Below are 14,496 nucleotides of genomic sequence, written 5' to 3'. Positions count from 1 at the left end.
AGCGGTGGCGACACCGCCGTACGTCCCCGCGTCCCCGCCGTTCCACGAGGAGCAGACACTGGGTGCTCCCTGGCCGGTCCACGATCCGACCGTCGTGGACAGCGCGGCCCCGCCCCGCCCGGCAGCCGGGCCCGGGACCGACGGCTCCCGCACCGTCCCCCGCCCCGGCGGCCGTGCCGAGGCCCGGCGGGCCGCACGCCGGCGCAAGGCCGCCGCCCGCCCGGAGAACCTGCGACGGCTCGTCCCGCAGGCCCTGGTCGTCGCCTTCCTGGCCGGCGGCACCAGCGCGTTCGTCGCCCACGACAAGGCGGTCAGGCTCACCGTCGACGGGGAGCCGCGCACCCTGCACACCTTCGCGGACGACATCGGTGAACTCCTCGACGACGAGGGCATCGCCGTCGGCGCCCACGACGTCGTCACCCCCGCCCCCCGCGGCGACCTCGACAACGACGACGAGATCACCGTCCGCCACGGACGCCCGGTGACCCTCACCCTCGACGGGGTACGGCACGTGGTGTGGACCACCGCAGGCACCGTCGACGGCGCCCTGCGCCAGCTCGGGGTGCGCGCCGAGGGCGCCTACCTCTCCGTCGCCCGCTCCTCCTCGATCGGCCGCACCGGGCTTGCTCTCGACGTCCGTACCGAACGCACCGTGACCCTCATGGCCGACGGCCGCGAGCGCACCGTCCGCACCAACGCGGCGACCGTGGCCGAGGCACTCGCCGAGGCGGGCGTCACCCTGCACGGCGAGGACACCACGTCCGTGGCCCCACAGAGCTTCCCGCGCGACGGCCAGACGGTCTCCGTGCTGCGGATCACCGGCTCCCGCGAGGTGCGCGAGGAGTCCGTCCCGTACGGCGAACAGCGGTCCGAGGACGGTTCGCTCTTCGCGGGCACGGAGGTCGTCGAGCGCGAGGGCAGACCGGGCGCCCGCCGGGTCACGTACGCCCTGCGGACCGTCAACGGCGTCCGGCAGCGGCCGCGGGTCCTGGACGTGGACGTCGTCCGTCCCCCGGTCGACCGGATCGTGAAGGTCGGCACCAGGGCCCGTCCGCAGTCGGTGGCGGGCGCCGACGGGCTGAACTGGCACCGACTCGCGGCCTGCGAGTCCGGCGGCCGGCCCGACGCGGTGGACTCCAGCGGTACGTACGGCGGGCTGTACCAGTTCGACAGGCAGACCTGGCACGCCCTCGGCGGCCGCGGACGCCCGCAGGACGCCCCCGCGTCCGAGCAGACGTTCCGGGCGAAGAAGCTGTACGTGCAACGGGGGGCGAGCCCGTGGCCGCACTGCGGCCGTAGGCTTACCGGGTGAGCACCACAGAGCCCGACGCCCTCCTGGGCCCCGCAGACATCCGCGAACTGGCCGCGAAGCTGGGGGTACGCCCCACGAAGCAGCGCGGACAGAACTTCGTCATCGACGCCAATACCGTCCGCAGGATCGTGCGGACCGCGGAGGTCCGCCCGGACGACGTGGTGGTCGAGATCGGACCCGGTCTGGGCTCGCTGACGCTGGCGCTGCTGGAGGCGGCGGACCGGGTCGTCGCCGTCGAGATCGACGATGTGCTGGCCGCTGCGCTGCCGGACACGGTCCAGGCCCGGATGCCGGGCCGCGCCGACCGGTTCTCGCTGGTCCACTCCGACGCGATGCTGGTCACGGAGCTGCCCGGCCCGGCGCCCACCGCCCTGGTCGCCAACCTGCCGTACAACGTGGCCGTGCCGGTCCTGCTGACGATGCTGGAGCGGTTCCCGACCATCGAGCGGACCCTGGTCATGGTGCAGGCCGAGGTCGCCGACCGGCTGGCCGCCCGGCCGGGCAACAAGGTCTACGGCGTGCCGTCGGTGAAGGCCAACTGGTACGCGGAGGTCAAGCGGGCCGGGTCCATCGGCCGCACGGTCTTCTGGCCCGCCCCGAACGTCGACTCCGGGCTGGTGTCGCTGGTCCGGCGTACCGAGCCGATCACGACGACCGCGAGCCGCGCCGAGGTCTTCGCGGTCGTCGACGCGGCGTTCGCCCAGCGCCGCAAGACGCTGCGGGCGGCCCTGTCCGGCTGGGCGGGCTCCGCACCCGCCGCCGAGGCCGCCCTGGTCGCGGCCGGGATCTCGCCGCAGACGCGCGGCGAGGCGCTGACGGTCGAGGAGTTCGCGGCCATCGCGGAGAACAAGCCCGCGGCGCAGAAGACGGACGCGGACGAGTCCGCCACGACCGGGTCCCGCACGGGCGGGTCCACCGGGAACGGGTCCGCCGGGAGCAGCGAGTGAGCGTCACCGTCCGCGTCCCCGCCAAGGTCAACGTGCAGCTCGCGGTCGGCGCCCCGCGCCCCGACGGCTTCCACGACCTGGCCAACGTCTTCCTCGCCGTCGGCCTCTACGACGAGGTCACCGTCACCCCCGCCGACGCGCTGACCGTCACCTGCTCGGGCCCGGATGCCGCCCAGGTCCCGCTGGACGCCACGAACCTCGCCGCCCGCGCCGCGATCGCGCTCGCCGAACGTCACGGCATCGCGCCCGGCGTGCACATCCACATCTCCAAGGACATCCCCGTGGCGGGCGGCATGGCGGGCGGCAGCGCCGACGGCGCGGCAGCCCTGGTGGCCTGCGACGCCCTCTGGTCCACCGGAGCCACCCGGGACGAGCTGCTCGCCATCTGTGCGGAGCTCGGCAGCGACGTGCCGTTCTCCCTGGTCGGCGGCGCCGCGCTCGGCACCGGCCGCGGTGAACAGCTGACCCCGGTCGAGACCGGCGGTACGTTCCACTGGGTGTTCGCGGTGGCCGACGGCGGACTCTCCACCCCGGCCGTCTACGGCGAGTTCGACCGGCTCACCGCGGGCACCGACGTCCCCGTACCGGAAGCCTCCCCGGCGCTCCTCGACGCCCTGCGCAGCGGCGACGCCACCGCGCTCGCCGAGGCGCTCTCCAACGACCTGCAGCTCGCCGCGCTCTCACTGCGGCCCTCGCTCGCCGACACCCTCGCCGCGGGCACCGGGGCAGGCGCCCTGGCCGCACTGGTCTCCGGCTCGGGGCCGACCACCGCGTTCCTGGTGGCGGACGCGGAGACGGCGCGGAAGGTCGCGGACGCGCTGCTGGCGTCGGGGACCTGCCGGACCGCACGGGTCGCGGAGTCCCCCGCCCCGGGCGCCACGGTCGTCTGACGGCGGGTACCCGGACGGGCACCGGGCGGTGGCCGCACCGCCCCCTGGCGACCCGGTCACCCGTACCCGCACAGGGTTTCGCACCGCGGAAGTCCCCTTCGCTGCCCCTGAGAGATCACCGCACGCTGTCCCAGCCGCGCGGCGACTACCCTGGGATGTCGATCCATCCCCCTGTCAGGAGTGAAATGGCCGTCAATCTGGTCAATGTCGAGCAGGTCAGCAAGGTGTACGGCACCCGTGCCCTGCTCGACGGCGTGTCCCTCGGCGTGTCCGAGGGGGACCGGATCGGAGTCGTCGGCCGCAACGGCGACGGAAAGACGACCCTCATCCGGATGCTCGCCAAGCTGGAGGAGGCGGACAGCGGACGCGTCACCCACAACGGCGGCCTGCGCCTCGGTGTCCTCACCCAGCACGACTCGCTCGACCCGAAGGCGACCATCCGCCACGAGGTCATCGGCGATCTCGCCGACCACGAGTGGGCGGGCAGCGCCAAGATCCGTGACGTACTCACCGGACTCTTCGGCGGCCTCGGTCTGCCCGGCTTCGAGCACGGCCTGGACACCGTCATCGCGCCGCTCTCCGGCGGCGAGCGGCGTCGGATCGCACTCGCCAAACTGCTCATCGCCGAACCGGACCTGATCGTCCTCGACGAGCCGACCAACCACCTCGACGTCGAGGGCATCTCCTGGCTGGCCCGGCACCTGCAGAACCGGCGCTCGGCACTGGTCTGCGTCACCCACGACCGCTGGTTCCTCGACCAGGTCTGCACCCGCATGTGGGACGTCCAGCGCGGCACGGTCCACGAGTACGAGGGCGGCTACAGCGACTACGTGTTCGCCCGGGCCGAGCGGGAGCGGATCGCCGCGACCGAGGAGTCCAAGCGGCAGAACCTGATGCGCAAGGAACTGGCCTGGCTGCGGCGCGGTGCCCCCGCCCGTACGTCGAAGCCCCGCTACCGCATCGAGGCGGCCAACGAGCTGATCGCCGATGTGCCGCCGCCGCGCGACACCAGCGAGCTGATGAAGTTCGCCAACGCCCGGCTCGGCAAGACCGTCTTCGACCTGGAGAACGTGACCGTCCAGGCCGGACCCAAGACGCTGCTCACCCACCTCACCTGGCAGCTCGGCCCCGGTGACCGGATCGGCCTGGTCGGGGTCAACGGCGCGGGCAAGACATCGCTGCTGCGGGCGCTCGCCGAAGCGGCCCGCACTCAGGGCGACGCGCAGCCCGCCGCGGGGAAGATCGTCGTCGGCAAGACGGTCAAGCTCGCCTACCTCTCCCAGGAGGTCACCGAGCTCGACTCGAACCTGCGGGTGCTGGAGGCGGTGCAGCAGGTACGGGACCGCGTCGACCTCGGCAAGGGCCGGGAGATGACCGCGGGCCAGCTCTGCGAGCAGTTCGGCTTCTCGAAGGAGAAGCAGTGGACCCCGGTCGGCGACCTGTCCGGCGGCGAGCGGCGCCGGCTGCAGATCCTGCGCCTGCTGATGGACGAGCCGAACGTCCTCTTCCTCGACGAGCCCACCAACGACCTCGACATCGAGACGCTGACGCAGCTGGAGGACCTCCTCGACGGCTGGCCCGGATCGATGATCGTGATCTCGCACGACCGGTTCTTCATCGAGCGGACCACGGACCGGGTGATGGCGCTGCTCGGCGACGCCTCGCTGCGGATGCTGCCGCGCGGCATCGACGAGTACATCGAGCGCAGGCTGCGCATGGAGGCGGAGTCGATGCCCGCCTCGGCCGGCGCACCGGCGGCGAAGGAGGCCCCCGCCGCGACGGCCGTCTCGCCGCAGGCCGCGCGTGCGGCGAAGAAGGAACTGCAGAAGATCGAGCGGCAGCTCGACAAGGTGTCGAGCAGGGAGACGACCCTGCACGCCCAGATCGCCGACCACGCAACGGACTTCGAGAAGGTGGCGAAGCTCGACGCGGAGCTGCGTGAACTGGTCGCGGAACGCGACGAGTTGGAGATGCGCTGGCTGGAGCTGGCCGAGGACGCCTGATACGGCAGGGGGCTTGCCGGCTCCGGCTCCGGCGCCGCCGTCGGTGAGCGGCGCCGGAGCCGGTTGCGGTGGACGGGCAGGGAGCGGCTTCGTGGCCGTGGGCCCGAACCGGTGGCCGTTCACGAAGAGTTGAATCGGCTCCGTAACGGCGGCATCACGAGGCGGTTCTCCCTTGGGAACAGGGGATGGACCGATTCGGCGTCCGATGCGTTGCGGGTGGTACAAAGAAGCCCCGCTCGACTGTCGTAACGCCGCGGAAGCCATGCCCGATTCGCTCCTTTCCGAGGGGAATTCAGCCCAGCGGAATCGCGGGGGAGACCGGAACGGACACCGGACCGCACGAAGGGGGACGTGCTGATGACCCAGCCGCCCAGCCAGCAACCGCCGCAGGGAGGCTTCGGCGCCCCGCAGGAGCCGCCGCAGGGGAGTCCTCAGCCGGCGGCGCCCGGACAGCCGCCGCAGAGCGGGCCGACGCAGGGTCAACCGCCCGCCCAGCCACCGCAGATGCCGGCCGCGCCGCCGACGCCACCGCCCGCCCAGCCGGGTTACGGCTACCCGCAGCCGCCGGCTCAGGCCCCTGGCTACGGCTACCCGCAGCAGCCGGGCCAGCAGCCGGGTCCGTACAACCAGCCGGGTCCGTACGCCCAGCAGCCCGGTCCGTACGGCCAGCAGCCGGGCCCCTACGCCCAGCAGCCCGGCCCCTACGGCCAGCAGCCGCAGCCCGGTTACGGCTACCCGCAGCAGCAGTACCCCGGTGCTCCGGTCCCCGGCGGCCCCGGCGGTACGGGCGGTGGCAACCCCTTCAAGGGCAAGCCCGCCGTGATCATCGCCGCCGCGGTCGCGGCCGCGGTGGTCATAGCCGGTGGCGTGTTCCTCGCCACCAGCGGTGGTGACGACGACAAGAAGCCCGTCGCGCACGAGAGCAATGACGGCAAGGCGCCGACTGGTTCGCCCTCCGTCGACGAGGGCGACGGCAACGGCGACGGACGGCAGGCCGACGACGACCTCAACGCCGGGCGCAAGCCGGGCGAGGCGAAGGCCCTCTGGCTGCAGACGAACGATGTCGACCTGCCGCGCAACGGCGCGGACGTGTACGGCCCCTGGGTCGTCGGGGACACCGTCGTCAAGGGCATGTACCGCGCGGTCTCCGGCTACTCGGTGGCCGACGGCAAGCAGAAGTGGACGCTGAAGCTGCCGGCCGACATATGCGCCGCGCCCGCGCAGCCCACCACCGACGGCAAGATCGTCATCGGGGTCGAGAACGGCACCACCGACAAGGCGGACTGCTCGGACCTCCAGATGATCGACCTCAACACCGGCAAGGCCGGCTGGAAGAAGTCGATCACGAAGAACGGCATCTGGGACATGATGTCGGACATCTCCCTCGCCATCAGCGCCGACACCGTCACGGTCGGCCGGACCGGCAACTCCAACGCGTACCGGGTCAGCGACGGCAAGGAGCTGTTCGGCAAGCAGGAGGGCAACTGCCAGCCGTTCGCCTTCGCCGGCGGCGCCAAGCTGATCGCCGCGTCCAGCTGCCGTACGGACGACCTCGACAACCCGCAGCACCAGCTCCAGGTGGTCGACCCGGTCACCGGCAAGCCCAAGTGGACGTACCGGCCGGCCCGCGGCTGGGAGATCGACCGGGTCTATTCGGTGAGCCCGCTCGTCGTCTCGCTGACCCAGCGCGAGAAGAAGAAGTGGAGCATTCTCGCCATCAAGGAGAACGGCACGCTCCGTTCCCAGCTGATCGGCGACAAGGGCGACAAGTTCGCCCCGGACTGCGGCAGCACGTTCGCGGTCTTCGGCAAGTCGCTGGACGGCTGCACCGGTGTGGCCGCCGATGCCAACACCTTCTACATGGCGACCCAGCCCGACTCCAGCGGCTCCGCCCGTACGAACGAGGTCGTCGCGTTCAACCTGAACACCGGCAAGCCGAAGTGGAGGGCCGCGGCCCCGGCCGAACAGACCGTGAAGCCGCTGCGGATGGAGGGCGGCAACGTGCTGCTCTACGTGGAGGCCGGGTACAACAAGGGCGGCGGGATCGCCACCCTCGCCCCGGCCGGCGGCGCCCCGCAGATGCTGCTCCGGCACCCCGAGTCGACGTCGCAGATCGAGAGTTCGTTCTGGGAGGCGAAGGTCGTCTACGCGGGCGGGCGCTCCTTCATCGCGAGCGGGCGGGTCAGCGCGAGCAACGACAAGGAAGAGCTGGAGACGAAGACCATGATGGCCTTCGGCAAGTGACGGCTCACGCAGGCCCCCGACGGACCCCGGCCGACCACGACGGGTTCCGACCGACCGACTTCCCTTCCGCCGACGAGGTACGTACGCCATGACTCAGCCGCCCCAGCCGCCCAACGAGCCGCCCCAGGGCGGGTTCGGCGCCCCGCAGGATTCCCCGCCGGGCGGGTTCGGTGCCCCGCAGGACCCACCGCCCGGTGGGTTCGGGACCCCCGCGCCGCCGCCCGCCGACCCGTTCGGCCAGCAGCCGGCCACCCCGCCCGCGGGCGGTTTCGGCGCCCCGCAGCCGCCGCCGGCCGGTGGGTTCGGGGCCCCCACACCGCCGCCCGCCGGTCCGCCGCAGCAGCCGGGTTACGGCTACCCGCAGGCGCCACCGCCGCAGGCCGGTTACGGCTACCCGTCCGGCCCCCCGGCCGGACAGGGGCTGCCGCCCGGTCAGCCGCCGCAGCAGGGCTACGGTTACGGCTATCCGACCGCACCGATGCAGCCGCAGTACGTGTCGCCGCAGCAGGGCGGGAACGGCGGCAAGAAGTTCTCCCCGCAGATGCAGATCATCGTGGCCGCGGTCGTCGCGGTGGCGCTGATCGTCGGCGGCGGGATCTTCCTCGTCTCCGGCGGCGACGACAACAAGAAGGGCGACACGTCCCAGTCCGACTCCGGCGGCACCACCGGCGAGGACAAGGACGGCGACAAGGGCATCGGTGGCGGTGGCAAGGAGAAGGCGCCGGCGAACACCAAGTCCACCGTGGGGTTCCAGCTCCCGCAGCCGAAGGTCACCGACGTCACGAAGCTCGACGGCTCCTGGCTGACCGACAAGGCCTATGTGAAGACCGGCGTCTACGAGATCGTCGGCTACGACAAGGCCAAGGGCACCAAGCTCTGGTCGATCCCGCTGCAGGGCCAGCTCTGCGCCGCCTCCCGGCACATGTCGAAGGACTACAAGACGGCCATCGCCTTCGAGGCGAGCAAGCCGACCAAGGAACAGAAGTACCCGCAGTGCAACCAGATCGGTGCACTCGACCTGAACACCGGCAAGCTGATGTGGAGCAAGTCGGTGACCGCCGCGACCGGCGGTGACGAGCCGATCAGGTTCGACGAGGTCACGCTCAGCGGCACCACGGTCGCTGCGGGCGGCACCGAGGGCGGCGCCGCCTTCGACCTGAACACCGGCGCCGAGCGCTGGAAGCCGAAGGTCGCCACCGACGGCTGCTACGACAAGGGATACGGCGGCGGAGACGCGCTCGCGGTGGTCCGCAAGTGCGGTACGTACGAGAGCCCGCAGCTCGTCATCCAGGCGCTGAACCCGACGACGGGCGCCCCGCTCTCGTCGTACAAGATGCCGCCCGGCGTCGAGTACGCGAGCATCGTCTCCACCAAGCCGCTGGTCGTCGCGGCCGATGTCGGCGACACCGCCGGTGACGGCAGCGGGATCTCGGACTTCTTCTCGATCGACGCGTCGACCGGCAAGCTCCTCACGAAGATCGCCGCGGACGCCGAGAAGTACGCCGCCAGCTGCCGTTCCACCGAGGTCGAGAGCTGCCAGCAGCTCGCCGTCGGCAACAACCGGCTCTACCTGCCGACCGAGGAGCACGAGGGCACCGGCGACTACGGCAACACCAACGAGATCGTCTCGTTCGACCTCACGACCGGCAAGCCGACCAGTGACAAGGCCGACGCGGGCGAGCGGTACACGATGTTCCCGATCCGCATGGACGGTTCCAACATCCTTGCGTACAAGGCGCCCCCGTACGACAAGGGCGGCCAGATCGTCTCGATCGACGGCGCCACCTTCAAGCAGACCGTGCTGATGGAGAACCCGAGCGACGAGTCCGTCCGGGAGGCGGAGACCAGCTACAGCCTCGACTATGCGGAGATCCTCTTCGGGGACGGGCGGATGTACATCTCCGAGGTGATGGCGAGCAAGCCGACCACGACCACGCTGGACGACAAGCGCTACCTCGCGGTCTCGTTCGCCACCGGCTGACCCGGCGGCACCGCGCACGCACACCGGCCCTGCCGGTCGATCACTCGACCGGCAGGGCCGGTCGTTTCTGTACGCCCGCTGATCCGCTTGTGTCCGCCCAGCGCCCGTCAACCGGACCGGAACGTCACATAATTCGGCTTTCCGGGGGTCTTCTGCCTGGTAAGGGGCGCGCCACGTCGAACAAGCGTGTAGCTTGCCGGGTCAAAGGGCCGGGGGGCCCAGGCCTTGGGGGTCAATCAATGGGCGTGCGGCTCATGGTGGTCGATGACCACCGACTGCTCGCCGAGGCGCTCGCCTCGGCGCTGAAATTGCGGGGTCACCGGGTGCTCGCGGCCGCCGCGCCGACCGCCGGTGCGGCGGAGCTCGTGGTGAGCCGGGCCCCGGAGGTCTGCCTGTTCGGCACGGCGACTCCGGCCGAACCGGGTGCGTTCGACCCGATCGCGCGGATCAAGCGGGAGCGCCCGCAGGTGGCGGTGGTGGTGCTCGGGCCGGTCCCCAGCCCGCGCGGGATCGCGGCGGCGTTCGCGGCCGGGGCCGCCGGATACGTCAGGCACGACGAGCGGATCGAGGGGGTCGAGCGCGCGATGGTCAGGGCGCGCTCCGGGGAGGCGGCGATCGCACCCCAACTGCTGCAGGGCGCCTTCGCCGAGCTGCTCAACCCGGCCGTCCAGCCGGACGACGAGGGGCAGCGGCTGCTGCAGATGCTCACGCCGCGCGAGATCGAGGTCCTGGTGCGGGTCGCGGAGGGCGAGGACACCCGGCTGATCGCGGCCGGGATGCGCATCGCGCCGAGCACCGCGCGTACGCATGTGCAGCGGGTGCTGATGAAGCTGGGCGTCGGCTCCCGGCTGGAGGCGGCGGCGCTGGCGGCCCGCACCGGGCTGCTGGACCGGGCGGCGGTGGTCCCGAATCAGCAGGGGCCGGACGTCGAGTGACGTCCGGCCCCTGCTGCGCGTTTCGACTGATCAGGCGTCAGGACCGTCTTCGGCGTCCGCGGGCCGGGCGCAGCTTCAGCCGCACCAGGAAGAACAGCCCGAGGACCAGCATGGCCAATCCGGTCCACAGGTCGATGTGGACGCCCTCGGCCTTCTTCAGGTCCGCGTCGGACGGGTTGATCCCGGCGATCGTGACGATCACTCCGTAGACCACGAAGGGGCCGCCGACGATCCGCCGGATGTCGAAGAGGCGGGCCGCGGTCGCGGACTTGCGCTCCAGTTCGGAGACTTCCTTGTGCAGGTCGGACATGGCGATGCCTCCGATCAGACCGAGTAGGGCAGGTGGCAGAGGGCGGCGAGGACGATCGCTCCCCAGCCGAGCAGGGCCGGCTCGCGAGCACGCCGTTGGGCAGCAGCTCCTGCATCAGCAGCGGGATGGCGTCGTTGTACGTGAGACCGGAATCCGGCGCGCCGATCTTCGGTACGAATACGGCGGCGACCAGGCCCGCGATCATCACGAGGAAGACGATGAAGATCTTGGGGAACGCGGCGATCAGCGGCGTGCGCCGGGGGCCGACAGGTTCTTCGCGGACAGGGCGCGCTGCACCTCGGCGAAGTCGGTCGTCCAGTAGCCGAAGGAGAGCACGAAGCCGAGGCCGAGGACGATCGTCAGCCAGTTGGCGCCGAGCGGGTTGGCGTCACCGATGCCCGTACCGCCCCGGGCGGACAGGAAGTCGGAGCCGTGGCTGTTCTCCGGCGAGCCGGTCAGACCGCCCCAGCCGCCGACACGCTTTTTTGGGGGTCCTTGTTGGATTGTGATCGCATGAGCGCGAATCACCGTCTTTGAGGGCGTGGGCGCGTGCGAGATCCGGGTCACATGCGGTGGTGTCGGAGCATTGACGTGCGTGTTGGCTTGTGATTTGTTGTGTGCGGTTATGTTTGGAGGAACCTGGTGAAGAAGACGGTTACGACGCTCGCCGACGGCCGGGAGCTGCTCTACTACGACAGCCGCGACGACGTGGTCCGGGACGCCGTCGACCGGCGGCCGCTGGACGCCGTATCGACCTCCTCCGAAATCCGCCGCGATCCCCTCCTCGGGGACAGCGTCGCCATCGCCTCGCACCGTCAGGGCCGTACGTACCACCCGCCGGCCGACGAGTGCCCGCTCTGCCCGTCGCGGGACGGGCGGCTCAGCGAGATCCCCGACGACCAGTACGACGTGGTCGTCTTCGAGAACCGCTTCCCCTCGCTCGCCGGTGACTCCGGCCGCTGCGAGGTCGTCTGCTTCACCTCCGACCACGACGCGTCGTTCGCCGGCCTCACCGAGGAGCAGGCGACCCTGGTCCTCGGCGCCTGGACCGACCGCACCGCCGAACTCGCCGAGCTTCCGCAGGTCAAGCAGGTGTTCTGCTTCGAGAACCGGGGCGCGGAGATCGGTGTGACCCTCGGCCACCCGCACGGGCAGATCTACGCGTACCCCTTCGTCACCCCGCGCACCGAGCTGATGCTCCGCTCGATGGAGGCGCACCGCGAGCGGACCGGCGGCAATCTCTTCGACGACGTCGTGGCCCGCGAGCTGGCCGACGGCGACCGCGTGGTGCTGACCGGCGAGCACTGGGTCGCCTTCGTCCCGTACGCCGCCCACTGGCCGTACGAGGTCCATCTGTACCCGCGCCGCCGCGTCCCCGACCTGCGGGCACTCGACGACGCCGCGCGCACGGAGTTCGCACAGGTCTATCTGGAACTCTTGAGGCGATTCGACCGGATCTTCGGCCCCGGTGAGCCGCCGACCCCGTACATCGCCGCCTGGCACCAGGCGCCGTTCGGGGTTGCGGGTCGTGAGGAGTTCGGGCTCCACCTCGAGCTTTTCACCATCCGACGCACCTCGGGCAAGCTGAAGTTTCTCGCGGGTTCCGAATCCGGCATGAGTGTGTTCATCAACGATGTGCCGCCGGAGGCCGCGGCCCAGCGACTGCGAGAGGTAGCGAGCGAGTGAGCAAGCCCCAGAGCGACGTCCAGAGCGATCCCCTGCCCAGCCCCGGGAAGAAGTACCTGGTCACCGGCGGCGCAGGCTACGTCGGCAGTGTGGTCGCCGCGCATCTGCTCGAGGCCGGTCACCGGGTGACCGTCCTCGACGACCTGTCGACCGGGTTCCGCGAGGGCGTCCCGGCCGGTGCCGAGTTCATCGAGGGCCGCATCCAGGACGCCGCCACGTGGCTGGACGCCTCCTACGACGGGGTGCTGCACTTCGCCGCGTACTCCCAGGTCGGCGAGTCCGTCGCCCACCCCGAGAAGTACTGGGTGAACAACGTCGGCGGCACGACCGCGCTGCTCGCCGCGATGCGCGACGCCGGGGTGCGGACCCTGGTCTTCTCCTCCACCGCCGCGACCTACGGCGAACCGGTCTCCAGCCCCATCACGGAGTCCGACCCGACCGCGCCCACCAGCCCCTACGGCGCCACGAAGCTCGCCGTCGACCACATGATCACCGGCCAGGCGGCCGCACACGGACTGGCCGCCGTCTCGCTGCGCTACTTCAACGTGGCCGGCGCCTACGGCAGCCAAGGAGAGCGGCACAGCCCCGAGTCGCACCTCATCCCGCTCGTCCTCCAGGTCGCGCTCGGCCGGCGCGAGTCGATCTCCGTCTACGGCGACGACTACCCGACCCCCGACGGCACCTGCGTCCGCGACTACATCCACGTCGCGGACCTCGCCGAGGCCCACCTCCTGGCCCTGGACGCGGCCACCGCGGGCGAGCACCTGATCTGCAACCTCGGCAACGGCAACGGCTTCTCGGTACGCGAGGTCATCGAGACCGTCCGCAAGGTCACCGGCCACCCGGTCCCCGAGACCGCGGCCCCGCGCCGCGCCGGGGACCCGGCCGTGCTGGTCGCCTCCGCCGCCACCGCCAGGGAACGGCTCGGCTGGCAGCCGTCCCGCGCCGACCTGGCCGGAATCGTCACCGACGCCTGGACGTTCGCCCGCCGAGAGGAGCCCACCGCGCCATGACCGACCACACGGCCGACAACGCAGAGCTGGTCACCGCCTTCACCGAGCTGTACGGCGCCGCCCCCGAAGGAGTCTGGGCGGCGCCCGGCCGAGTCAACCTGATCGGTGAGTACACCGACTTCAACGACGGTTTCGTGATGCCGCTCGCGCTGCCGCACACCGCGCGCGCGGCCGTCGCCCGCCGCACCGACGGAGAGCTGCGGCTGCACTCCACCGACGTGCCCGGCGGCGTCGTCCGGCTCCGCGTCGACGAGCTGGCCCCGCACTCGGGACACGGCTGGGCGGCATACCCGGCCGGGGTCGTCTGGGCGCTGCGCGAGGCCGGCCACCCGGTCACCGGGGCGGACATCCAGCTGACCTCGACCGTTCCCACCGGCGCCGGGCTCTCCTCGTCCGCCGCCCTCGAAGTGGTCACCGCGCTCGCCCTCAACGACCTCTTCGGACTCGGCCTGTCCGCCTCCGAACTGGCGGTCCTGGCGCAGCACGCCGAGAACGCGTTCGTCGGCGTGCCGTGCGGCGTCATGGACCAGATGGCGTCGGCCTGCTGCACCGACGGCCACGCCCTGCACCTCGACACCCGCGACCTGACCCAGCGCCAGGTCCCGTTCGACCTGCCCGCGCACGGACTGCGGCTGCTGGTCGTCGACACCCGGGTCAAGCACGAGCTGGGCGACGGCGCGTACGCGGAGCGGCGGGCCGGCTGCGAGGCGGGCGCGCGGGCGCTCGGCATCGGGACGCTGCGCGACCTTCCGTACGAGGGTCTCGGCGCCGCACTCGACACCCTCGCCGAGGCCGGCGCGGACGAGTCGGTCGTGCGGTACGTACGCCATGTGGTCAGCGACAACGCGCGGGTGGAGCAGGTCATCGCGCTGCTCGACGCGGGCGATGTGCGCGCCGCGGGCCCCGTCCTGACGGCCGGCCATGTCTCGCTCCGCGACGATCTGCGGGTCTCCTGCCCCGAACTGGACCTGGTGGTCTCCGCGGCGAACGCGGCCGGGGCGCTCGGCGCGCGGATGACCGGCGGCGGCTTCGGCGGCTCGGCGATCGTGCTGGTGGAGGAGAGCGACGCGGACGCGGTCACCAAGTCGGTGCTGGAGGCGTTCACTTCGGCGGGATACGCGACGCCCGGGGTCTTCCCGGCGGTCCCGTCGGCCGGGGCCCGCCGCACCGGCTGA

At 71.7% G+C, this 14,496-nt stretch carries 11 protein-coding genes and 1 pseudogene; 10 read left to right on the top strand and 2 right to left on the bottom strand.

Translation table 11 applies throughout. The annotated features are described in order from the left end of the window. The first annotated feature begins 4 nt into the window (after window positions 1-4). From LRD69_RS12450 to LRD69_RS12420, 7 genes are all read left to right on the top strand, one after another. On the top strand, window positions 5-1,312 hold the full coding sequence (locus tag LRD69_RS12450; protein ID WP_277326636.1) for a resuscitation-promoting factor: 1,308 nt from the start codon (window positions 5-7) through the stop codon (window positions 1,310-1,312). Then, window positions 1,309-2,259 (top strand): 16S rRNA (adenine(1518)-N(6)/adenine(1519)-N(6))-dimethyltransferase RsmA, encoded by a 951-nt coding sequence (gene rsmA, locus LRD69_RS12445; RefSeq protein ID WP_277326635.1) that lies wholly within the window; start codon window positions 1,309-1,311, stop codon window positions 2,257-2,259. The genes LRD69_RS12450 and rsmA overlap by 4 nt, the downstream gene beginning before the upstream one ends. Further along, window positions 2,256-3,149 carry a 4-(cytidine 5'-diphospho)-2-C-methyl-D-erythritol kinase gene (locus tag LRD69_RS12440; protein ID WP_277326634.1) on the top strand — a complete coding sequence of 298 codons (894 nt, stop codon included), beginning with the start codon at window positions 2,256-2,258 and terminating at the stop codon, window positions 3,147-3,149. The genes rsmA and LRD69_RS12440 overlap by 4 nt, the downstream gene beginning before the upstream one ends. A 185-nt stretch (window positions 3,150-3,334) precedes the next feature. Continuing rightward, window positions 3,335-5,152, top strand: a complete 1,818-nt coding sequence (locus LRD69_RS12435) for an ABC-F family ATP-binding cassette domain-containing protein (RefSeq protein WP_277326633.1) — start codon at window positions 3,335-3,337, stop codon at window positions 5,150-5,152. Between the two features lie 357 nt (window positions 5,153-5,509). After that, window positions 5,510-7,396 (top strand): PQQ-binding-like beta-propeller repeat protein, encoded by a 1,887-nt coding sequence (locus tag LRD69_RS12430; protein WP_277326632.1) that lies wholly within the window; start codon window positions 5,510-5,512, stop codon window positions 7,394-7,396. 88 nt (window positions 7,397-7,484) lie between these two features. Then, window positions 7,485-9,377 carry a PQQ-binding-like beta-propeller repeat protein gene (locus tag LRD69_RS12425; protein WP_277326631.1) on the top strand — a complete coding sequence of 631 codons (1,893 nt, stop codon included), beginning with the start codon at window positions 7,485-7,487 and terminating at the stop codon, window positions 9,375-9,377. Window positions 9,378-9,616: 239 nt separating this feature from the next. Next, on the top strand, window positions 9,617-10,312 hold the full coding sequence (locus LRD69_RS12420; RefSeq protein ID WP_277326630.1) for a LuxR C-terminal-related transcriptional regulator: 696 nt from the start codon (window positions 9,617-9,619) through the stop codon (window positions 10,310-10,312). A 37-nt stretch (window positions 10,313-10,349) separates the two neighbouring features. On the opposite strand, the gene LRD69_RS12415 is transcribed toward LRD69_RS12420, so the two are convergent. Beyond that, the gene (locus LRD69_RS12415; protein ID WP_277326629.1) at window positions 10,350-10,622 is read right to left on the bottom strand and encodes a hypothetical protein; all 273 of its coding nucleotides are present in this window, start codon (window positions 10,620-10,622) and stop codon (window positions 10,350-10,352) included. Window positions 10,623-10,707: 85 nt separating this feature from the next. Continuing rightward, window positions 10,708-11,105: pseudogene (locus LRD69_RS12410) on the bottom strand (Na+/galactose cotransporter); the annotation flags it as partial. Between the two features lie 159 nt (window positions 11,106-11,264). Here LRD69_RS12410 and galT point away from each other — a divergent pair. From galT to galK, 3 genes are read left to right on the top strand one after another with little or no spacing between them, the layout of a single operon-like run. Then, a complete protein-coding gene (gene galT, locus LRD69_RS12405) occupies window positions 11,265-12,308 on the top strand; it encodes a galactose-1-phosphate uridylyltransferase (RefSeq protein ID WP_277326628.1) in 1,044 nt (347 codons plus the stop codon). A gap of 32 nt (window positions 12,309-12,340) precedes the next feature. Beyond that, window positions 12,341-13,321 carry a UDP-glucose 4-epimerase GalE gene (gene galE / locus LRD69_RS12400; protein WP_277329714.1) on the top strand — a complete coding sequence of 327 codons (981 nt, stop codon included), beginning with the start codon at window positions 12,341-12,343 and terminating at the stop codon, window positions 13,319-13,321. Then, window positions 13,318-14,496, top strand: coding sequence for a galactokinase (galK, locus tag LRD69_RS12395; protein WP_277326627.1), 1,179 nt, complete (start codon window positions 13,318-13,320; stop codon window positions 14,494-14,496). The genes galE and galK overlap by 4 nt, the downstream gene beginning before the upstream one ends.

Source organism: Streptomyces sp. JH14, from assembly GCF_029428675.1.
Taxonomy (GTDB): Bacteria; Actinomycetota; Actinomycetes; order Streptomycetales; family Streptomycetaceae; genus Streptomyces.
The sequence above is the reverse complement of the archived record's forward strand: the minus strand, read 5'-3'. Positions and strand labels throughout refer to the sequence as shown.

Coding starts and splice junctions, on each gene's coding strand:
- LRD69_RS12435 (WP_277326633.1), top strand. CDS start 3,335: ATGGCCGTCAATCTGGTCAATGTCGAGCAGGTCAGCAAGGTGTACGGC.
- LRD69_RS12425 (WP_277326631.1), top strand. CDS start 7,485: ATGACTCAGCCGCCCCAGCCGCCCAACGAGCCGCCCCAGGGCGGGTTC.
- LRD69_RS12415 (WP_277326629.1), bottom strand. CDS start 10,622: ATGTCCGACCTGCACAAGGAAGTCTCCGAACTGGAGCGCAAGTCCGCG.
- LRD69_RS12430 (WP_277326632.1), top strand. CDS start 5,510: ATGACCCAGCCGCCCAGCCAGCAACCGCCGCAGGGAGGCTTCGGCGCC.
- galK (WP_277326627.1), top strand. CDS start 13,318: ATGACCGACCACACGGCCGACAACGCAGAGCTGGTCACCGCCTTCACC.
- LRD69_RS12420 (WP_277326630.1), top strand. CDS start 9,617: ATGGGCGTGCGGCTCATGGTGGTCGATGACCACCGACTGCTCGCCGAG.